This is a genomic window from Acinetobacter sp. 231_lipA (assembly GCF_058243005.1).
The window spans coordinates 2,862,761-2,884,803 of the sequence record NZ_JBZAYU010000001.1; the positions used below are offsets into that span (position 1 = coordinate 2,862,761).

13 protein-coding genes, 1 tRNA gene and 5 pseudogenes are annotated in these 22,043 nt (G+C 42.0%); 16 read left to right on the forward strand and 3 right to left on the reverse strand.

Annotated elements, in window-relative coordinates:
• The first annotated feature begins 67 nt into the window (after positions 1 to 67).
• The 8 genes and pseudogenes from AC4CUX_RS14005 (at position 68) to AC4CUX_RS14040 (ending at position 10,243) form a co-directional block, all read left to right on the forward strand.
• Positions 68 to 1,024: an AAA family ATPase gene (locus tag AC4CUX_RS14005; protein ID WP_419277253.1), complete on the forward strand. Its 957-nt coding sequence runs from the start codon at positions 68 to 70 to the stop codon at positions 1,022 to 1,024.
• Positions 1,025 to 1,040: 16 nt separating this feature from the next.
• Positions 1,041 to 1,935, forward strand: a pseudogene (locus AC4CUX_RS14010) (DUF58 domain-containing protein).
• Positions 1,936 to 1,945: 10 nt separating this feature from the next.
• Complete coding sequence (locus AC4CUX_RS14015; RefSeq protein WP_005399653.1) at positions 1,946 to 3,937, forward strand: transglutaminase TgpA family protein; 1,992 nt, start codon at positions 1,946 to 1,948, stop codon at positions 3,935 to 3,937.
• A gap of 43 nt (positions 3,938 to 3,980) precedes the next feature.
• Positions 3,981 to 4,057: transfer RNA gene (locus AC4CUX_RS14020), tRNA-Val, on the forward strand.
• 218 nt (positions 4,058 to 4,275) lie between these two features.
• Entirely contained in the window at positions 4,276 to 5,292 is a 1,017-nt protein-coding gene (locus tag AC4CUX_RS14025; protein WP_490792459.1) for a tyrosine-type recombinase/integrase, read from the forward strand.
• A 30-nt stretch (positions 5,293 to 5,322) separates the two neighbouring features.
• Positions 5,323 to 6,129, forward strand: a complete 807-nt coding sequence (locus tag AC4CUX_RS14030; RefSeq protein WP_005399650.1) for a phospholipase D-like domain-containing protein — start codon at positions 5,323 to 5,325, stop codon at positions 6,127 to 6,129.
• A gap of 1 nt (position 6,130) precedes the next feature.
• Positions 6,131 to 8,823: pseudogene (locus AC4CUX_RS14035) on the forward strand (efflux RND transporter permease subunit); the annotation flags it as partial.
• Positions 8,824 to 8,844: 21 nt separating this feature from the next.
• Positions 8,845 to 10,243, forward strand: a pseudogene (locus AC4CUX_RS14040) (efflux transporter outer membrane subunit).
• Between the two features lie 150 nt (positions 10,244 to 10,393).
• Here AC4CUX_RS14040 and AC4CUX_RS14045 read toward each other — a convergent pair.
• Positions 10,394 to 10,909 (reverse strand): chromate transporter, encoded by a 516-nt coding sequence (locus AC4CUX_RS14045; RefSeq protein WP_114837323.1) that lies wholly within the window; start codon positions 10,907 to 10,909, stop codon positions 10,394 to 10,396.
• On the reverse strand, positions 10,906 to 11,481 hold the full coding sequence (locus AC4CUX_RS14050; RefSeq protein ID WP_004693553.1) for a chromate transporter: 576 nt from the start codon (positions 11,479 to 11,481) through the stop codon (positions 10,906 to 10,908). Before AC4CUX_RS14050 ends, AC4CUX_RS14045 begins: the two co-directional genes overlap by 4 nt.
• A gap of 108 nt (positions 11,482 to 11,589) precedes the next feature.
• Here AC4CUX_RS14050 and AC4CUX_RS14055 point away from each other — a divergent pair, with 108 nt between their 5' ends.
• Positions 11,590 to 12,474: a LysR family transcriptional regulator gene (locus AC4CUX_RS14055; protein ID WP_114837322.1), complete on the forward strand. Its 885-nt coding sequence runs from the start codon at positions 11,590 to 11,592 to the stop codon at positions 12,472 to 12,474.
• A 152-nt stretch (positions 12,475 to 12,626) separates the two neighbouring features.
• A pseudogene (locus AC4CUX_RS14060) lies at positions 12,627 to 14,379 on the forward strand (amidohydrolase).
• On the opposite strand, the gene AC4CUX_RS14065 reads toward AC4CUX_RS14060, so the two are convergent.
• Positions 14,370 to 15,005 (reverse strand): TetR/AcrR family transcriptional regulator, encoded by a 636-nt coding sequence (locus tag AC4CUX_RS14065; RefSeq protein ID WP_004693547.1) that lies wholly within the window; start codon positions 15,003 to 15,005, stop codon positions 14,370 to 14,372. The pseudogene AC4CUX_RS14060 and the gene AC4CUX_RS14065 sit on opposite strands and share 10 nt — an antisense overlap.
• Before the next feature lie 303 nt (positions 15,006 to 15,308).
• On the opposite strand from AC4CUX_RS14065, the pseudogene AC4CUX_RS14070 reads away from it, so the two are divergent.
• The 6 genes and pseudogenes from AC4CUX_RS14070 to AC4CUX_RS14095 all read left to right on the forward strand — a co-directional run.
• Positions 15,309 to 16,232: pseudogene (locus AC4CUX_RS14070) on the forward strand (HlyD family secretion protein); the annotation flags it as partial.
• A gap of 17 nt (positions 16,233 to 16,249) precedes the next feature.
• Positions 16,250 to 18,061: an ATP-binding cassette domain-containing protein gene (locus AC4CUX_RS14075; protein WP_171355075.1), complete on the forward strand. Its 1,812-nt coding sequence runs from the start codon at positions 16,250 to 16,252 to the stop codon at positions 18,059 to 18,061.
• Between the two features lie 10 nt (positions 18,062 to 18,071).
• Positions 18,072 to 19,202, forward strand: a complete 1,131-nt coding sequence (locus AC4CUX_RS14080) for an ABC transporter permease (protein ID WP_114837319.1) — start codon at positions 18,072 to 18,074, stop codon at positions 19,200 to 19,202.
• Between the two features lie 19 nt (positions 19,203 to 19,221).
• Positions 19,222 to 20,337: an ABC transporter permease gene (locus AC4CUX_RS14085; RefSeq protein WP_490747869.1), complete on the forward strand. Its 1,116-nt coding sequence runs from the start codon at positions 19,222 to 19,224 to the stop codon at positions 20,335 to 20,337.
• Positions 20,338 to 20,445: 108 nt separating this feature from the next.
• A protein-coding gene (locus tag AC4CUX_RS14090; protein ID WP_104794718.1) for an IS5 family transposase occupies positions 20,446 to 21,268 on the forward strand; the annotation gives its coding sequence in 2 pieces (ribosomal slippage) (positions 20,446 to 20,826 and positions 20,828 to 21,268; 822 coding nt in all).
• Between the two features lie 130 nt (positions 21,269 to 21,398).
• Positions 21,399 to 22,043 carry an RluA family pseudouridine synthase gene (locus AC4CUX_RS14095; RefSeq protein ID WP_114837317.1) on the forward strand — a complete coding sequence of 215 codons (645 nt, stop codon included), beginning with the start codon at positions 21,399 to 21,401 and terminating at the stop codon, positions 22,041 to 22,043.

Below are 22,043 nucleotides of genomic sequence, written 5' to 3' on the forward strand. Positions count from 1 at the left end.
ATCTTTGAGTATGGTTGAAAAACCTGTATGTTAAACCTTGATTTATATTTTGATTGGGGAGAATAAGGTGTTTTGGGGAAAAGAAAAAACGGTAGAAACGCAGCAACATAGCATGCTCGATGAATCGCAGTTAAGTGTTTTTTATCCAAAAATCCAAGAATTTCTCAATCAAGTTAATCAAATCGTTTTAGATAAAAATCAACAAACCCAATTGGCCTTATGTAGTCTGTTAGCAGGTGGGCATATCTTATTTGAAGACTTGCCCGGTTTAGGCAAAACCACATTGGCCAGTAGCTTGGCCCATTTGGCTGGTCTTCAATTTAAACGGATTCAGTTTACCAATGACATGCTGGCAAGCGATGTGATTGGGGTGAATATGTTTAACCAAAAAGAACATCAGTTTGAGTTTAAACAAGGGCCAATTTTTACTCAAATTTTACTCGCAGATGAAATTAACCGCTGTAGTCCGAAAACACAGAGTGCACTTTTAGAGGCGATGGAAGAGGGTGTGGTGACGATTGATTCAAGTCGTTATGTACTCCCACAGCCTTTTTGGGTAATTGCAACGCAAAACCCACTTTTTCAAAGTGGAACTTATGCACTACCAGAGTCACAGCTCGACCGTTTTCTTATGCGGCTATCTTTGGGTTATCCATCACGTCAGGCAGAAAAGGCTTTATTGCAGCAACAATCCCGTCATGACTTGATTCAGCAGTTGATGACTGTATTCTCCGAACAAGACATTCTCGCCTTACAAGCTTTGGTGCCACAGATTTATTTGTCTGAGGAAGTCTTGGATTATATTTTAGATTTGGCGGCTGAAACCCGTAAAGGTCGACATGGGTTATCTACACGTGGCGTACTGGCTTTGAAGAAAGCAGCACAAGCCTATGCTCTGGTTAAAGCCCGTGCATTTGTTACACCCGATGATGTACAGGCTGTATTTGTCGCAGTGACCGCGCATCGTATTGGGCTGGGTGAAGCTGAAACTGAGCAGCTTATGAAGCAAGTCAAAGTTCACTGATAGGATAAGCTGACGCATGCTGTGGCAAAACTGGATAAATAAACGCTTTAAATTTAAGGCTGAAAAACAATTGACCCAAAAAGATGTACTGGTGTTTATTTATCAGCAAGGATATGTGTATGTGGTGCTGATTTTAATCACCTTTATTGCTGGGGTGAATTATGCCAATAACTTAATTTTAGCGTTTTGTTTTTTAATCAGTGCTGTGTATGAGTTTTTATTTGACCTTTAAACAGCTACATGGCTTAAGTATTGACTTTGTACTACCTGAAATAGGACAGGTTGAGAGTGCATTGCAATTACAAATGTATTTCAAACAACAGCATTCACAGCCTCGATACCTTTGGCTCGCTTATGCTGATCATATAGAGCAGTTGTTTATTCAAGACACTCATCAGGTGGTCGATTTAAATTTCTTTCCAATAGAACGCGGGCGGTTTAGTTTTCCAGAGATTAAAATCTACTCAACATATCCGTTTGGCCTCGTTCGTGCATGGAGTTATTTTTTCATTCAGAAAACCCTGTGGATCGCGCCTAAAACTAAGTCTTTAGCGGCAGAAAATAAACAGCAACAGCACAGTTTTGAACCGGACATGGATGAATTTCGAGAATTGCGAAATTTTAAAGAGGGTGACTCTTTACAGGCGGTTTCATGGAAACAAGTGGCACAAGGACAAGGTTTATTTATTAAAGTCTTTGAACAGCATCAGGATCAACACAGTTTAGAAATCCACTATGCACATATGCTGAGTCCTTCACATGAAGAAAAATTAAGCTTAATGATGGGCTTGGTTGAACAATGTGAGCAGTTGCAGTATGCCTATGCACTGTATTTACCCCATAGTGAATTAGCCAAAGGGATAGGGCGAGAACAATACCTTCAAGCCAAATTACTTTTGGCGCAGGCATAGCGAGCACAGTATGCATTCTTCTATTCGTATTGCCATTGTACTGACACTGAGTTTGATTTGGATCACACAACTAAGTTTTAGCCCTGTGTTATTGAGTGTCATTTTTGCCATTTGTATCGGTTGTCTATGGTATTTCATGAAATCCACGGGCAACCATTTTCCGAAATGGGCAATTTACATTTTGACCCTTGTTGCTCTAGCGGTCACTTTTTGGAGCTATCAAAGCTTTTTAGGGGTAGAAGCGGGCGTAGCTGTTTTAAGCATATTTCTCTTTGCTAAAGCCTTAGAAACAAAAACGCAGCGTGATGTGATCATTTTGTTTAACTTTGCTTTATTTGTTGCGGCAAGTATGTTTTTACATAGTCAGTCATTTATGACGGCTGCCATGGTTTTGCTGTGTTTATTGAGTTGTTTGTTGGGGCTGTATCGAGTGCAAACCCATTCTTTTGCATCTGAAAATTCGAATCGTCTGGCATTACGGCAAGATGCAAAACACGTTATTAAATTTGTAGGTTTTGCACTGCCTTTTTTTTTGCTGCTGTTTATCTTTTTTCCGCGCTTACCCCCACTTTGGCATATTCCAATTCCTGAAAATAAGGCGGTGACAGGAATGAGTGACACTATGTCACCTGGAGATATTGCGCAATTATCCCAGTCCAGTCATTTGGCTTTTCGTATTATTGGTGATGTCACTCAGCTCCCAAATCGTTCAGAGCTTTATTGGCGCGCGATGGTTTTAGATCAATATGATGGGCAAAAGTGGACCAGTAGTTTTATTAACCAACAAAGCATTGCGGATGATACCTTAACGCAAATTTCAACATTCAAAAAATGGAACTATCAATATTTACCTGCTGATGTCGCGATTCCGTGGATTATGGCATTGGAATATTCACAACCCTTAGAGCGACGTTATCAGCTACGTCAGGATTGGAGTATTCAGGCTTATCGTCAAGTGCAGCGTGTGGAACCTATTGCATTGCAATGGATGGGAAATGTTCAATTTGGCCAAAGTGAATTATCTAAAATACAACGAAGCATAAACTTAAAAGCGCCTGAGCACATGGACTTGAAAGCGCAGCAATTGGCACAGCAGCTGTTTAAGCAAAGTGACGAGAACCCGAAACGTTATATCCAAAATGTTTTGCAATGGTATCGCAACAATGGTTTTAGCTATACCTTGCAACCGGGCTTGTTGGGTCAGCATCGTATTGATGAATTTTTGTTTCAATCCAAACAAGGTTTTTGTGAACATTATGCTTCTAGCTTCGTGATGCTGATGCGTTATGCGGGAATTCCAGCGCGTATTGTGGTTGGGTATCAAGGTGGTCAGCCTTCACCAGATGCAAAAAGTTGGGAAGTTCGACAGTTAGATGCGCACGCATGGACGGAAGTCTTTGTGGATGGGCGCTGGAAACGCTATGACCCAACAGCCATGATTGCACCGCAGCGTATTGAACAGGGTATGCAAGATTTAATGAGCCAAGATACCAGTGTTTGGGGTGAGAGTAGTCGATGGCATGTACAGCGCTATTCGGTATTAAACAAAATGCGCATTTGGAGTGACTATGTAAGTTATCAATGGCAAAGTAAGGTGGTTGGCTATAATGCAGAGACTCAACGAGGTTGGTTACAGAAGCTAGGACTCCAATCCAGTTATTCATTGGTATTGCTGATTATGATTAGCATTGGTGGATTAGTTTTACTGTACTGGTGCGCTATATTTTGGTGTAAACGTGCTCAAACTTCTGAATATGACATTGTCATTCAATCTTTTTCTCGAAGCTTAACAACTGAGCAGCGTAAACAAGATGCCGAAACGGTAAACAAATGGTTGTTGCGTTTAGCTCAAGACGTTAAACCTGAACAGCAAGTTTTATTTAAGCAGGCGGGTGATTATTATCAACAAATGCGTTATTCCAATAGGTTGAATTCAAAAAGCATTCAACAATTTAAACAGATGCTTAAAACTTGTGCATCTGCTTTAAAAAACAAGAAATAGCGCTTGTCATACTTTTTAAAAGTGAATATTATGCTTTTACTTCAGGTGTATAGCTCAGTTGGTTAGAGCGCTACGTTGACATCGTAGAGGTCTCCAGTTCGAGTCTGGATATACCTACCAAGATATATATTGAGTAAAATCAATATTTTAAGGGGGTATTGTAACGATATTTCCCTGTTTTTATTGTCAAATAGGTCAGCTTTGGGTAATCAAAATACCCAAAATTTGCATTAAAAACTGCTTTATATTTCGCTTTCGGGCGCCGTTTTGAGATGGTCGTATGTATCTCAAGATGGATGGCGCCCGTTTTCGGCACCAAATATTGAGAGTTTATTAATATGCAAAAACCTGTCAAACGCGGCAATGCATGGCGCATCCAAGTTAAATACAAGCATCTTCGTGATGCAGCAACAAGAGATACCTCACAAGAATGTATTCAATGGGCGCACAAGCGACTCATGGAGTTACAGCTTGAGTATGAAAAGCAGCTCAAAAATTTAGATAAACCCCAATACACTGTAAAGCAGCTATTTAATATCTATTACGAAAAAATTGGGCAGTTTACCAAAAGTAAAGTCTACATCAAAAATCACATCAAATATTTAGAACGGTATTACGGCAAACTCACCGAATACTCAATTTATGATCTCACTCCAAAGCTAATCACTGAAAATAGAGAAAGACGATTGCAGTATGTGAAAGCAGGGACTATTCATAAGGAAATGAGCCTTGGATCTTCTGTTTTCACATTTGCAGTACGTGAACTATTTTTACTGCCTTCAAATCCATTCAATTTGGTTAAGAAGCCAATTAAACCACCTGCACGAAAGAACCGTATAATCCAAGATCAAATCAAAATGGTTTTGGTGGGTTTAGATAATTATGAAGAAGGTATGGTGCCGAAAACACCAGCGCACTATGTAGCTTGGAGTTTCTTATTTGCATTGGAAACTGCCATGCGTAAAGGCGAGATATTAGGAATTGAGAACCAACATGTCTTTCCTGATTATGTTCATTTGCCTGATACTAAGAATGGTACCTCACGAGATGTCCCACTAACGACAAAGGCAAGAGCGCTATTAGATCTACTGCCTAAGCGCGAAGGGTTACTGGTCAAACACAACTCCAATTCGTTTAGATTGCTTTGGCAGCGTAATTTAAAGCGTGTCGGACTTGCTGGAGCATTTACGTTCCATGATTCACGTCATGAGGCCATTACATGCTTTGTGAATAAACAAAAATTGCCTGTTGAGATATTAGCTAAATTGACTGGGCATAAAACCATTGGGGTTCTTGTGAACACATACTACAACCCAACGGCTTCTGAGATAGAAAAAATGCTAAATGCTGCTTAAGATATGCCCCATTGAATGGGGCTTTTTATTATGCAAATTTCTGATTTATCATTAAATGAATTAACAACAGTAATTTTGCGTGAATTTTCTTCAGAGAGGAGATCGGGCTCTGATATTGTAAAACTATTTAATTATTTAGGGTTCAGTGATGATTATTGGGAGTTGAATAAAAAAGGGGAATTTGGTAGTAGAAGGGACTTCACAAATAAAAAGCTTGCTGAGATAAATGGAACTTTTAAATTAATTTCCTTGATCGAGATTTTGGTTGATGATCGCCAAACACAAAATCCTGATGAGATTGCATGTGAACTCAATAAAATACTGAAACATGATGGTTTATTGCTTTATAAAACTGAGAATGAAATCTATAAAATTGGTGGAAAATCTACTCAAGAGGATTTACAGCTCAAGCCTGTTTTTGAAAAAATAGAGAAAGAAATAATAGAACATATCAAAACAAGTAAGTATTCCGTATGGGTTGCGGTTGCATGGATTACTTCTAAGCCGATAGCTGAGGCACTTTATAGGCAACATCAAAAAGGGGTTAACATAAGAATTATAGTGAATGATGATAGTTTGACTGAAAGCAAGGGAATACGCTTTGAAAAATCTGAGATCGAATACTATAAAATCTCACCTAAAAATGGCAATTTCAATAATTTAATGCATCATAAATTTTGTGTTATTGATTTCAAGAAAGTTATTACGGGTTCTTTTAATTGGACTGTGAAAGCATCATTTAATAATGAAAATATAACTGTGATTGAACAAAAAGATCAAGCTGAGAAATATGCGGACGAATTTATAAAGCTCATCAAAGATTTACCAAGAAGATAGAATTTTTTATTTGGCATTGAGTTCAGCGCATTTATCTGCGGGTAAATTATATGAAATTGCCAGCAATCAACTCTAGCCCAATCTTGCGCAGATGACTGGCGTCGGTGAAGTTGAAATTGATGGCGCGTCTATGCCTGCGGTGCGGATTACTTTAAATCCGAATGCACTCATTGCACAGGGCGTTTCATTGGAACAAGTCCGTACTGCAATTGAAAAAAGCAATACAGTACAAGCATTGGGCGTGGTTGAAACCGATCAACTTCGTTGGCAAGTCGCACTGTCGAATGATTTAAAACAAGCGCAAGATTTTGCCAACTTGGTGATTCATCGTAATGCTCAAGCCATCGTTCGTTTAAAAGATGTGGCTGAGGTGCAAGACTCTGTTGAAAACCGCTATGTCAGCGGTTTTCATAATGGTCAACCTGCGGTGATTATCAAAATCAGCCGTCAACCCAATGCCAATACCGTGGCGACCATTGATCAAATCAAAGAAAAACTGCCTGAATTAAAATCACTGATTCCCGCAGACGCACAATTGACTACAGTGATGGATGGTTCTGAAATCATTCGCGCAGGTTTAGCGGAAGCCCGTGATACGTTGTTATTTTCCATGCTGTTGTTCATTATTGTCGTTGCTTTGATGTTAGGGCATATTCAAAGTGCTCTTGTGCCGGGTATTGTCATGTTGGTGACTTTGGTCGGGGCGTGTAGTTTGGTGTATTTGGCAGGCTTTTCGCTCAACAACCTCTCCATTATGGCGGTGATTGTCGCTATTGGCTTGGTGGTGGATGATGCGATTGTGGTGCTGGAAAACATTAAGCGTCATATTGAGCAGGGAGACTCTCCTGTACAGGCTGCTATTAAAGGGATTCAGGAGGTAGGGCTGACTTTAGTGGCCATGAATTTGGCTTTGGTGGTGATTTTCATTTCAGTGCTGTTTATGGGCGGTGTGATTGAGCGGCTTTTCCGCGAGTTTTCACTGACCTTAGTTTTTACCGTGGTGTTATCCGTTTTTGTTTCCTTGGTGTTGACACCAAGCTTATCTGCACGCTGTTTAAAACCGCTAGAGAGCGACCAACAACAGCCTTTATATCAATTTAGCCATCGTTGCATGCAGCAGTTCAATCATGCTTATTTAACATCTTTAAAATGGATGCTAGCACATGGCTATGTTGTGATTTTGTTTTGGTTAGGTGCGATTGGGGCTTCATTCTATGTTTATCAGCACCTCCCTAAACGGGTATTGCCTGAGCAGGATACAGGACGGGTTGAGGCTTTTGTTCGTGGTGATGACGGGTTTTCCTTTCAAATTATGCAACCCAAAATTGCAGCCTTTAGCCAAAGCTTGCTGAGTGATCCTGCTGTAAAAGATGTGGTTGGAACTTCAGGCGGAGCAGGTGGAACCACAAATTCCTTTTTCATGGTGAGTTTAAAACCCAAATCGGAACGTGAGGGGCAAAGTTCACATGCCATTGTCGAGCGTATGAAAAAAATGCGCCGTGGCAGGCTGGGGCAATTTTCTCAGCACGTGTGGAACAAGAATTAGAACTGGATGATCCTTTTTCAAGTGGCAGTGGTCAAGATTATATGCTGTTACTACAGTCAGACGAGGTTGCACAGCTACGCCAATGGGTACCGAAAGTCGCGCAGGCCATGCAAAAACTGCCTGAACTTGAGGAAGTCGAAACCATGGGGGATGAAGGTGCACAGCATGTCACCCTAGATGTAGACCGTGAAGCAGCACGTCGTTTGGGCGTCGATATTGAAAGCATTTCGAGCGTACTGAACAACTCATTTTCACAGCGCCAGATTTCAACCATTTATGATCAAATCCAACAGTTTCATGTGGTCATGGAAGTAGATAAGCACTTCACGGAACATCCTGAATCCTTAGCCAATGTACAAGTCCCTAATAAAGTTGGACAGGCTGTGCCGCTACGTAACTTTGCGACATGGTCTTATGGAATTACCAATGATCGAGTGTATAGACGTAATCAATATGCCGCGATGGGTATTGGTTATGTGGTGAAACAGGGCTATAGCTATGAACAGGCCGATGCCGCGATCCGATCTGTCTTAACTGAAGTGATGTTGCCAAACAACGTTTTTATGACCACGGATAAAGATGTAGAAGCAGAAAGTTTACAAGCGGGCTTAAGTACACCGTTACTAATTCTTGCAGTGATTGTGTTGATTTATATCGTGCTTGGGGTGACCTATGAAAGTGTGGTTCATCCGTTAACGATTTTATCGACCATACCCGCTGTGGCTTTGGGCGCACTGTTGACCTTATGGATCTTTAACTTTGAGTTCACTCTGATTGCATTGTTGGGCATGTTTTTACTGATTGGTATCGTGGTGAAAAATGCCATTTTATTGATTGATTTTACTTTATATGAACGGCGTGCAGGAAAGTCAGCATATCAAGCTGTATTGTCTGCGGCGGCTTTGTGTTTTCGCCCGATTTTAATGACCAATACCGCAGCATTATTGGGTGCAATTCCGCTGGCTTGTAGTTGGGGTAAGGGGGCTGAGTTACGTCAGCCTTTAGGTGTGGTCATTGTGGGCGGCTTAGCGCTTGGGTAGCTCTTAACTTTGTACACAACGCCTGTTTTGTATTTGCTCTTTGAAAAATGGGCTGAATCTTGTTCGAGATTTAAACGTAAATTTGTGCTGCAAAGCTTAGGCAAATAGATAAAGAAATAGGAAAATAGAATGTCAGGTTTGGTTTATAAAAATGTCTTCAGCCTAAGTTGTGTGTTGTTGTTGACTGCATGTAGTTCTACAGCCGTAGTACGCCCTCCCGAATATAAAACACCGTTGATTCACGCGGATGAGCAATATAAATATGCTGCGCTCAATTGGACAGAAACAGCAGGCTTAAAAGGCGCGACAGTCGCATGGTGGAATATTTATCAAGACCCCGTTTTAAGCCAACTGCTGCGACAGTTAAATGCAGAAAACTTAAATTTGAAACAGGCCGAGGCACGTTATAGACAAGCCAATGCTTTACTTGAACAGCAAAAAGCCAGTCGTTCTGTCAGTCTAAGCTTAGAAGGTGCTGCTAAACGTAATGGAGTAAAGCATACTTCTCCAAACAGTCAGTTTAGCACAGGGGTTCAGGCCAGCTGGATTCCCGATGTTTGGGGACGTGTGGCGAAAGCGATAGAGGGACAACAGGCAAATTTAGAAGCGGTGCAGGCGGACTTAGCCGCAGTAAAGTTGAATCAACAGTTATTGGCGACTGAGGCCTATTGGAACATTCGTGTTTTGGATGCGCAACTTGATGTATTACAGCAAACCCAAAAAAGTTACGTACGTTCAGTGCAAATTTTAAAAAACCAATATACAGCAGGGATGATTGCGCGGGCAGATGTGATACAGGCAGAAACACAGTTAAAACAAGTGCAAATACAGCAGATCGAAACGCAGCGTGAACGCAATTTACAGGAAAATGTGCTGGCGGTCTTGCAGGGTAAAAGTGTGGTTCAGTTTCAACTGGTGAAACGTCAGCAAGGTCTGAGTATTCCTACTGTTCCTGCACAGTTACCCAGTCGCTTACTCATGCAACGTCCTGATGTGATTCGTGCAGAGCGGGAGCTTGCGAGTACACATGCACAGTTAGGTTTAGCACAAACGGCATGGTTGCCAGATATTAATATTGGTCTTAATGCGAGTTTAAATAGCCAAGTGTTAGGTCAGCTGTTCCAAGCCCCCTGCATATTTATGGTCTACTGGATTAGAAGCGGCTTCGGTTATTTTTGATGGTGGAAAACGGCAAGCTGAAATTGCCCAAGCGCGGGCAAGTTATGATGAAAAATTAGCAGCCTATAAGTAAGCTGTACTTACGGGCTGGAAGGAAGTTGATGATGCTTTAATGCAAACTTCAAGTTTGAAACAACAACAACTGGAGCAAGCTCAGTTACTGCAACTGACTAAAGAAAATGAACAAGTGGTGATGCGACGTTATAACGCAGGTTTAGTCAGTTATTTGGAAGTGGTCACGGCGCAGAATTTAAGGCTGCAAGCTGAACAGAGCACATTAGAGTTACAACAAATGCAATTAAAAAATACAGCGCAATTAATGACTGCTTTGGGTGGGAATATTTCCTAAACACTTGCTTTCTTTTCACATGGTTATTGGCCCAAACGAAATTAAGCCTTACATCTTGGGCATCAGATGTAAGGCTTATGCTATTTATTTGAAAGTAACAATAAAATAGAAAGTATGTGCTATTGAACACGAACTTTTATGACACACCGTTTATAAAAACAGTGCGCCTGACATTGCTCCAAAGAGCATGACCCACAGTGGATGAATTTTTTTAACTAAACTTAAACCAGTAGCGACGATAACGATTGCAATGAGTAACCAGTTCTGAGCAGATGCAGTGGCAATAATATATGCACTGACTAAAACCAAGCCAACGGTAAGTGGTTTCAACGCCTTTTCAAACATGCTACGTAGTGGATGATCCTTAAACTGATTCCAAAACTTGAGTGCAAATACAGTCAGTACAGAAGAGGGCCCAAACTTCGCTAGTGAAGTCACAAACAGTCCAGCAGGTCCAGCCACATGCCAGCCGACCAGTGGCACAATCATCATATTGGGGCCCGGAGCCGCTTGAGCCATGGCAAACATGGTGCTGAACTCTGTGGCAGTAAGCCAACGATGCACTTCAACCACTTGATGTTGCATTTCAGGCAAAATGGCATTGCCGCCACCAAAGGCCAGTATAGAAAGCTGGGTAAAAACGATGGCTAAGGTGATTAAAATCATGCGTTTTTTCCTCTTTTTTTCAAGCTTAAGACTGCGACATTGATGCTGACTAAGATCAGTAACGTTAATGCCAATGGAATCTTAATAATCAGCATAAAGACAATGGTCAGCGCAATGGTAAAGATCGTGAGGTAACTTTTCAGAATGGGTTTCAGCATTTTTAGCCCCATGGCAAACAGTAAACCTGCTGCTGCCGCTGCCAGTCCCTGTATCATATGCTGAATCACGGGGATACTTTGAAATTGGCTATAGAGCTGATACAGCAAAATCACAATCACCGTCGGTGCAAAAATTAACCCGAGAACGGCACTAATCGCACCTTTAACCCCCTGAAACTCATAACCAATCGCAACGGCCATATTAATGATGTTTCCTCCAGGGAGGATTTGACAGACACCCAATAAGTGCGTGAACTCTTCCGTGTTGAGCCATTTTTGGTCTTCTACAACCATTTGATGTGCAAGTGGCAATACGCCACCAAAGCCCATGAGTCCCAGCTTCATAAAGCCTGCAAATAATTCCCGTGAAGTTGGATGGGTTATTTGTTCAGCAGGGAGCACTTCAGTGTTCATGTCTTTCGCCTTTTGTGGAATGTGCCCAGTATGAACCTGTAGAGATATGTTGAAAAATGCTATTTTTGACGTTATATATACTGAAAAAGTATGTTTAATAGGGTGGACATGATCGATATTCATAAACTCAGAGCATTTGTTGCAGTGGTAGAAGAAAGTAATATTTCGCATGCTGCTGTTCGTTTGAATATGCAACAACCACCGTTGACACGGATTATCAAAAGCTTGGAAGAAGAGCTGAATGCTCAACTGTTAAAGCGTTTGCCACGTGGTGTTGAGGTAACGGAAGCGGGCAAGGTATTGTACAAAGAAGCCCTTGCGATATTGGCGCATGCACAGTTAATTCCTAAACGTGTGCAGGATATTTCTTTGGGGGTCGAAGGTCAGATTAATATTGGCTTTACCAACTCGGTTGGCTTGCATCCTTTTTTACCGGCCTTGCTGCGTAACTTTCGGGAAACTTTTCCACGTGTTTCAATTCATCTGGAAGAAGATGGCAGTAGCTCGCTGATAGACTCCATTAGTAATGAAAAAAATGACATTGTGTTCTTACGCAAACCTGCACCGATTGGCCTTGGTTTAACCAGTCTACATGTATTAGATGAACCGCTCATTGTGGCCTTACCAAACAATCATCCTTTGGCTGAACACGCCGAACCGATTCACTTGCTGGATCTTGAACCGCATGATTTTGTGTTATACCGACGTTTAGCTGGACAAGATTTATTCGATAATATTTTGGCCAGTTGTTACCAAGCTGGATTTAGTCCCAAAATTGTACAAGAAGCGCCACGTTTAACCTCAAGCTTAAACTTGATTGCTGCAGGGATTGGTTTATCCATCGTGCCTGAGGCCATTCGTGACTTTTGGAATAAGCAGATTGTTTATAAAACACTTAAGGCCAATAACCCATGTATTGCGCCGATTTATGCAGTGTATAAAGAAAATATAGACAATGTCCGTTTGCAACACATCTTAAAGTTATTGCAATAATCTGTTGAATATTGAGCACCTTATTCTGCCTGACAAGAGCTGGCTTAAAGTGCTAAGGTAGAGTGATAATGTGTTGTATCAAAGTGTTATACCTATAACGAATGCTCGTATGGAGCAAAATATAATATTTAGCAATATGAGGTGTTTAACCCATGCTTTTTAATAAGGTTTCTTTTGCACTCACGGCTCTACTTTCTTCCACTGTGGTAATGATGAGTGGTTGTGCAACTAGTCTGTCTAGCACCACTTCAAACACACAACAACAGTCGCAAAATGCCTTATTGGTCTATGGTGGCCCCATTTTAACCATGCAAGGCATGCAGCCCAGCTATGTCGATGCCATGTTAATTCAAGATGGAAAGATCCGTTATACAGGCACATTGTCTGAGGCTGAAAAGCCTGCGCCACAGGCGAAACGCTTAAACTTGAATAACAAGACCGTCATCCCTGGCATCATCGATGCCCATAGTCATTTAAACTCTGTCGGTATGCAGCAAACTGTGGCAAATTTATATCCGCCGCCAGATGGCAAGGTGGTGAGTATTGCCACACTTATCCAAGAAATGAAGGCGTGGGCGAAGCAAAATCCAACCTTTGTCCAAGCCACTTCTGGTTGGATTATTGGCAATGGTTATGATGATGCCCAGCTACAAGAGAAAGCTCATCCGACAGCCACAGATTTAGATCAGATTTCAACGACTCAACCGGTGCTGATTTTACATCAGTCAGGGCATTTGGCCTCTGTGAATCACAAAGCGCTAGAGTTGTTAGGCCTTAATGAAAAAAGTAGCAACCCCAGTGGTGGTGTGATTCGACGCGTAGTGGGGACCAATATTCCGAATGGTGTACTGGAAGAAAGTGTTGTGATTGAAGCCATGTTACAGGCTTTTAAAACGGTCCCACCTGAAATGATGCAGCAGATGGCGTTGACTGCGGTACAGACCTATATGAAAAATGGTTATACCACGGTACAAGAAGGACGAGCTGATCGTGGTACTTCAGAACTTTGGCGCAGTTTGGCCAATCAAAACAAATTAGCCATCGATGTCGTTTCTTATCCTGATATCAGTTCTGAACAGGCGTATATGCTTGAAAAAGGTGTAAGCAAAAACTATGTCAATCACTTTAGAATTGGTGGCGTGAAAATTAGCTTAGATGGTTCACCCCAAGGTAAAACGGCATGGTTAACCGAACCTTATGTGGTTCCGCCTGAAGGGAAAGATAAGAACTATCGTGGCTATCCTGCATTTCCAGAGCAAAAAACAGTCCAGCAAATGATTGATTTGGCTTTTCAAGAGCAGTGGCCAATTTTGGCACATACCAATGGTGATGCTGCGATTGATCAATACCTCAATGTGATTGCCAATGCGCAAAAGAAATATGATGCCTCACAGCGAAGAGATGTGATTATTCATGCGCAAACCATGCGAGAGGATCAACTGGATCGGGCGAAACAGCTTCACTTGATCCCCTCATTTTTTTCTTTGCATACCTACTACTGGGGCGACTGGCATGTAGCACAAACCTTAGGTGAAAAGCGTGCTGAACACATCTCTCCGACAGGTTCAGCCTTAAGAAAAGGCATGATTTTCACCGAGCATCACGATGCCCCTGTTATCCCACCGAAAAGCATGATGGTGCTGGATGCAACGGTTAATCGCACCACACGAACAGGCAAAGTTTTGGGTGAGGCACAAAGTCAGCCCGTATATCGCACTTAAAACGATGACGGACTGGGCTGCATATCAGTATTTTGAAGAAGACATCAAAGGCACATTAAGTACTGGGAAATACGGTGACTTTGTTGTTTTAAGTGACAATCCAATCACAATTGATCCGTCTAAAATCAAAGATATCAAAGTCCTTGCAACCTATAAGCAAGGACAGTTGGTTTATCAAAGATAAAGTTGTTTAGCGGCTTGTAAACCTGCGACTGAAAAGGTCATGAGATGTTTGACCAAAAGCGCAGGTTCAAGTTTGGAGACATTTTTAAGTGGGCTTGGCCCATTTGCATCTGCCAAAATCAGCATCATACAAGGCGCGACCGTGCTGAGTACACAAGGCAAAAGTGCAGGGTGGTTTTCATCAATCCCTGAAACTTGGCTAATAATTTTTTTGACCAAAAGAAACTTTCGCGCACCATCATTTTGCATAAACGTGTATAGGTGGGTGGTCGGTGAAAAAAGTTCACGAACAAACACTTTGCTGTGCCAGACATCGGTTTCAACCAATTTACCGATCAGGCTTTCAAAAAAAGCTTCTAGTTTTTCAGTAGGCGTTTTAGAGCTGTTAAGTAAGGTCAAGAGTTCTTGTTCATCAATATAATGCGTATGTGCTTCGGCAAGTACGGCACGATATAACCCATCACGACCATCGAAGTGATAGTTAATGGCAGCCAAATCGACTTCGGCCAGCTTGGCAATGGCTTTACTCGTGGTTTTTGCAAAACCATCCTGAGCAATTAGGCGGCCAGCAGCATCCAAAATTTTCGATTTGGTTAAATCACCATCGCTACGTCCAGCTCTAGACATTATTTACTCTGCATCAAAATTTAGACTTGAAGTATATCTTTCTTAACTGTATTGTTATAGTTTAAATTAAATTTAAACTTGTATTAAAACTAAGCGAAGGTTTGGTGTACATGAACAAAAGTAAGTTCATACTGCTGGTTGGGGTATTGCTCATTGCTGTAGCGGCTGCATTTTTGTGGTTCAGTCGAGACAAAGCCGATCCCGATCATCTGGTGTTATAGTCAAATCATTATAAAACAAATACAAATAAGTCGATGAATTATTTAGAGTTTTCTTATAATAATGTATGGATAATAAAGTAGTTTGACTATATATGGCAATGTTGATATTCGACAAGTCTCGCTGGCATTTGAAACGGCTGGGCGTATTCAAAGCTTGGCTGTTCAAGAAGGCGATCGCGTTCAAAAAGGTCAGGTTCTTGCCGAACTAAATACCAAATCCCTTACTATACAAGCACAGCAAGCCCAAGCGCAGTTACACGTTCAACAGCAAACCTTAAATGAGCAAGCTGCGGGCAATCGACCTGAAGAGATTACCCAAGCGAAAGCGAAAGTACAGTCTGCCCAAGCCCAATTTGAAAATGCCGATAAGCAATACCAACGTTTAAATGTCTTAAATCGGAGTACTGCGGGTCAAGCGGTGAGTAAGCAAGAGGTTGATGCTGCAAAAAGCAATATGAAAATGGCGGAAGCGGCCGTCGGTGAAACCAAAGCCAACCTAGAGTTACTTTTGAAAGGTGCACGCACAGAAGATCGTGAAGCGGCTAAAGCACAATATGAATCGACCAAGGCCAATCTTGATTTGATTGATTACCAAATTACTCAAAGTAAGCTGCTAGCACCTGTGAATGGCGTAATTCGTGCACGTTTACAAGAAGTTGGTGATATGACGACTTCAAACAAGTCCGTCTATACCATTGCCCTGATCCATCCTAAATGGGTGCGTGTTTATGCCAGTGAAATGGATCTTGGACATATCAACATGGGCGCAGCAGCACAAGTCATTCGTGACTCACAACCGAATCAGCCTATCACAGGAAAAATTGGTTATATCTCATCTGTGGCGGAATTTACCCCGAAAACGGTACAGACCGAAGATATTCGCACGACTTTGGTTTATGAAGTCCGTATTTATGTCGATGACCCGAATGACCAACTGAAGATGGGACAACCTGTGACGGTGAACATAGCCAAATCATCGCGCCCAACTGCCACGAACAATCCTTAAGGCAGGGGAATATGTCGATGTCAGTAGAGAGCATTGTAATTGCCACGGATTTAAACAAAACCTTTAAAGCAGAACAAAAAGGTTTGGATGATGTGCAGGCTTTGCAAGGCATAAATATGCAGATCAAGGCAGGGCAACTAACGGCTTTGGTCGGGCCTGATGGTGCTGGTAAAACCACATTTTTAAGATTGATCGCAGGTTTATATAAGCCAACCGCTGGAAGCTTAGAGGTCTTAGGAATGGATGTCGCCAAAGACCCGCAATCTGTGCAAGATCGTATCAGTTACATGCCGCAAAAGTTTGGTTTGTATGATGACCTCAGTATTCAAGAAAATTTAGACTTGTATGCGGATTTGCATGGCGTGCCAATGGACGTTCGCAAGGAGCGTTTTGCACGTTTGCTCAAGATTACCGACTTGGCGCGCTTTACTGAACGTCCCGCAGGAAAACTCTCTGGGGGCATGAAGCAGAAGTTAGGTTTGGCCTGCACTTTAGTGCGTTCACCTGAACTATTGCTGCTGGATGAACCAAGTGTCGGTGTCGATCCACTCTCACGCCGTGATTTGTGGATCATCATTGAACAATTGGTGAGGGAGGAGAACTTGAGTGTCATTCTCAGTACGGCGTATATGGATGAAGCTGAGCGCTGTCATCAGGTTTATGTCATGTTGGATGGGCAAGTCTTAAAGCAAGGTACACCCGACGAGCTGACGGCTCAGGCACAGGGACAAACATGGCAAGTAAAACCCAGACCTGACATGAAGGCGCGGGTGTTACAAGCACATTTACTCGATAATCAATATTATATTGCCGATGCAGTTCCCAAAGGAGATGTAGTGCGTTTTATTACGCGAACTGAAAGCCCATCACTTCCAGCAGATCTCTTGCCCAAAGGCGTTGTTGCGGAACCGAGAGCAGCAGAGCTAGAAGATGCATTTATGTTGCTTTTACATGAGGCGAAGCATACTCAAAAAATGGTATTGGCACAGGAAAATTTAGCTTTAGACCCTTCAATAACTTTGATAGAAAACTCTGATCCACCACAAGTGAAAACAGAGCAGAATGTAAAACAGCAGCTCGAAAAACCTGTGATTGTGGTGAAGGATTTGGTACGCACTTTTGGTGATTTTACCGCCGTGGCCAGTACCTCGTTTGATGTATCCCGCGGCGAAATTTTTGGTTTGCTTGGCCCCAATGGTGCAGGTAAGACCACGACGTTTCGTATGCTCTGTGGCTTACTGCCCGCCAGCAGTGGTGTGTTGGAAGTGGCAGGCATGAATTTGCGTACAGCTCGTGCGCAGGCAAGGGCAAAAATTGGTTATGTATCGCAGAAGTTTGCCCTGTATGGCAATTTGAGCGTACTGGATAATCTAAAGTTTTTTGGTGGTGCTTATGGCTTATCGGGCAAACAGTTAAAGCAGCAAATTGATAAAGTGTTGCTTCAGTTTGAACTTAAGCCACATGCTAAAAGCGGTGATCTACCAAATGGTTTTAAACAGCGTTTGTCGATGGCAGCAGCACTGTTACATCAGCCTGAAATTATATTTTTGGATGAACCGACCAGTGGTATTGATCCATTAGCAAGGCGCTCTTTTTGGTACACCATTGGAGAGCTGGCGAACCAAGGCATGACCATTATTGTGACCACGCACTTTATGGAAGAAGCTGAATATTGTGATCGGATTGCGATTCAAGATGCAGGGAAATTATTGGCGATTGGCACACCTCAACAGATTCGTGGGATGGCGCAGTTAGAGGGTGTAAACGATATGAATAGCGCGTTTATTACCATCGTTGAACAGTCCCGTGCGGACATGCAGGCTCACTGAGGAGCGTCAGATGAATCATTTCGCAGCTTTCTGGACACGACTGTTTGCCTTAACACGTAAAGAATCTAAACAGCTGCTTCGTGATAAAAGCAGTATGGCGATCGGTTTCATTCTACCGATTATTTTAATTTTACTGTTTGGTTATGGACTGTCTTTCGATTTAACCAACGGACGAGTCGGGGTTGTGGAGCAACAGCCCACGCCACAGAGTCAGCAACTGATGAGTGGGTTAAACGGTTCTAGATACATTACTGTCAAGCACTATCCCAGCTTTAGCCAAGCTGAAGCCGCAATGGGCAAGGCTGAAATTGATGCCATCGTCAATATACCCAGTAACTTTGCGGAGCAATATGCAAAGGGGGCGGGTGCTGTTCAGGTCATTACCAATGGCCGTTCGACCAGTATTGCTTCGGCTTTGCAGGGTTATATTACCAGTGCGATCAATACCGCCAGTTTGATACAAGCAGACCGAACAAATGCAGCTTCGGTGGGTGGCATTATCAGGGTTGAACAACGTATGTGGTTTAACGAGTCTGCAAATAGCACATGGTTTTTAGTACCGGGTTTAATTGTCTTAATTTTGACCTTGGTCGGAGCATTTTTAACAGGTTTGCTTATTGCACGTGAGCGCGAGCGCGGCACTTTAGAAGCATTATATGTTACGCCCGTACGTCCTCTAGAAATTGTACTTTCAAAACTGGCGCCCTATATCGTGATTGGGATGATCGATATTGTGATGTGCTTAGTTGCAGCACATGTTTTATTTGATGTACCCATCCGCGCATCACTGCTCTCTGTCATGAGCGCTTCTTTTTTATATTTAATGGTGTCGTTACTGCTGGGTCTGATGATTTCAGGCCTATCAAAAAGTCAGTTTCAAGCCAGTCAAATGGCACTCCTTGCCAGCTTCATGCCCGCTTTGATGCTTTCAGGTTTTGTGTTCGATACACGGAACTTACCGCTAATTGTGCAAATCATCAGCAATGTTTTACCTGCAACGCACTATATGACTTTGATTAAAACATTATTACTCGGTGGTGATGATTGGTCTTTGTGGTTCAAAGAATGTGGCATTTTACTGATCTATATCGTGCTATTCACAGTAATGACCGCGCGTACACTGAAAAAGCGCTTGGGCTAACGAAAGGAAGAATGGTGTTATGACAACGTTAATGCGCTGGTTTCGTTATCTTTGGGTGCTAACCCGAAAAGAGTTTTTAGCCATTTTAGCCGATCCTGCCAATCGGGTGACCTTAATCGCGCCTGTATTTATCCAAGCGGTCTTGTTTGGTTATGCCGCAAGTTATGATGTGAATCATGTTGATTATGCTGTGCTGGATCAAAGCCGAAGCCAAAGCTCACAACAAGTTTTAGCGCATTTAGATGGTTCAGGAATTTTTAAAAGAACAGCAGATTTGCAGAATAATCAACAAATCCAACAGGTGATTAATGATCGAACAGCCTTGGCGGTCATCACCATTCCTGCTGATTTTGAGGATAAGCTCAATAATAATGAGTCTTCGCCGTTTCAAGTGATTCTAGATGGGAGAAACTCATCGACCGCAAGTATGGCTGGTTCTTACATCAGCAATGTGGTGGGGCAGGTCAATCAAGAGCGTTTGGGAACCAACTCCGCGATCACGGTACAAGCGCGGACATGGTATAACCCGAATGTCGAGTCGAGATGGGGCATCATGCCATCTCTGATTGCAACTTTAAGTATGATGCAGACACTGTTACTTTCGGCACTTTCAGTAGCACGCGAGCGTGAACAAGGGACTTTTGATCAGCTCTTAGTTACACCTTATACTCCGACGCAGATTATGATGGGGAAGGCCATTCCGCCGATTATTATTGGGGTTATTCAATCCTCCATTATTTTGGCAATTATTCTGTTCTGGTTCCAGATCCCGATGAATGGCTCCTTGACCTTACTTTATTTTGGATTATTTATCTTTAATATTGCCGTTGTGGGTGTGGGACTGTCGATTTCAGCGATTGCACTGAATATGCAACAAGCCATGCTGTATACTTTCTTTTTGATCATGCCTTTGACACTTTTATCTGGTTTACTAACTCCTATACAAAATATGCCAGAAGTGTTGAATTGGCTGACTTATGCCAACCCGCTACGCTTTGGTATAGACTTGGTACAAAGGGTGTATTTGGAAGGTGCGAGTTTTGCGCAAGTGAAATGGGACTTTGTACCGATGTTGGTATTAGCCATAATTACCTTGCCTTTGGCTGCGTGGTTATTTAGAAATCGTTTGTCATAAGAGAGTGATATCTCTTATGTCTCACTTATCGATACAGACTGTGACTCCGCGTTTGACGTTAAATAATAGACCTCTTGCGAAAGTAAAAACTACCTCAATATAGATTTCATGAAATATCAGAAATTAAACCGTTTTTCAGATTCTGAATTCCAGCGCTTGGTTGGCGTACCTCGACCAGTTTTTAGTGAAATGGTCGAAGTTTTAAAAGAAGCAGAATCACTTAAAAAGAAATCTGGGCGTCCTCATACTTTAGCTATAGAGGATCAATTGTTATTAACACTCAATTACTTACGGAATTACAGCACTCAATTGGAATTGGCTGCAAATTACCATATCGCTGAAAGTAATGTGAATCGAACTATTAAAAAGGTTGAAGATGCATTAATGAAATCAAGACGTTTTACCCTGCCAAAACGAAGCATTACCACAGCAGACGAACAATTTAACTGGGTAATTATTGATGCGACAGAATGTTCAATAGAACGCCCGAAAAAAAAATCAGAGTAAGTTTTACAGTGGTAAAAAGAAGAAACATACGTTAAAAGCCCAAGTGATCTATCATCCGAAGAGCAAACAAATCATAGGAGTAGATATATCGTTTGGCAGTCAGCATGATATTAAATTGGCAAGAAAAACAGTTAAGAAATTCAAACATTGTGACTATGTTATGACCGATTTAGGGTACTATGGGTTAGAGCAAGATGGCTTTAAATTATTGATGCCAATAAAGAAAAAGAAGAATTTACCCTTATTTGATGCTGAGAAAAATTACAATAAAATGATTGGAAAAATACGAGTTGTAATCGAACATATTAATAGTCAATTGAAAAGATTTAGAATACTAAGTGAACGCTATCGAAATAGACGAAAAAGATTCGGTTTACGCATTAACTTAATCGCTGCACTGGTAAACCGGATGAACTTGCAATAACGACTTTCGCAAGAGGTCTAATGCAATCAATATCGGTTCATGATCAAAAAAAACGATTTTTGCATTGTATTTCTGGCTTAAGCTTTTTATTATTGCCCGCTTGTTTTCGCGATCAGCTTGGAATAGAACCTTGAGTAATTTTCTAACCGAACACCTGATTCATCGAGATGAGGACTTTATGGTCATCCATAAGCCTGCAGGTATACTCACCGTTCCGGGGAAGACAGAAGACTTACAAGATTGTATGATCAATCGTTTAGTCAAACTAGAACCTAAAACACTACTGATCCACCGTCTTGATCGTGATACCTCAGGTATCTTGGTTTTTGGTCTCAGCCGTTGGGGACAAAAATCCATTTCTCGTCAGTTTCAAGAGCGCCAAACCGATAAAACCTATCAAGCGATTGTGGCTGGTCATTTAGAGGGTCAGGGCACTGTTGATGTGCCTGTCATTTATGATCCGTCCCGTCCACCGTTACATATTGCAGAGCTCAGTCATAACAAGCCTGCTGTGACAGAGTGGAAAGCCATTGAACATTTTGAAATACAGGGTCAGCCCGTGACTCGTGTAGCACTCACCCCCATTACAGGGCGCTCGCATCAACTTCGTGTACATATGCAGTTTTTAGGTCATCCTATCGTGGGAGATACGCTTTATGCTGCGCCTGACCAGCAAGATTTGATGCCGCGTTTGTGTTTACACGCAGAGCGTTTGAGTTTTCATCATCCCCAAACAGATGAACGTATCGAATTTATTTGTCCAGTACCATTTTAA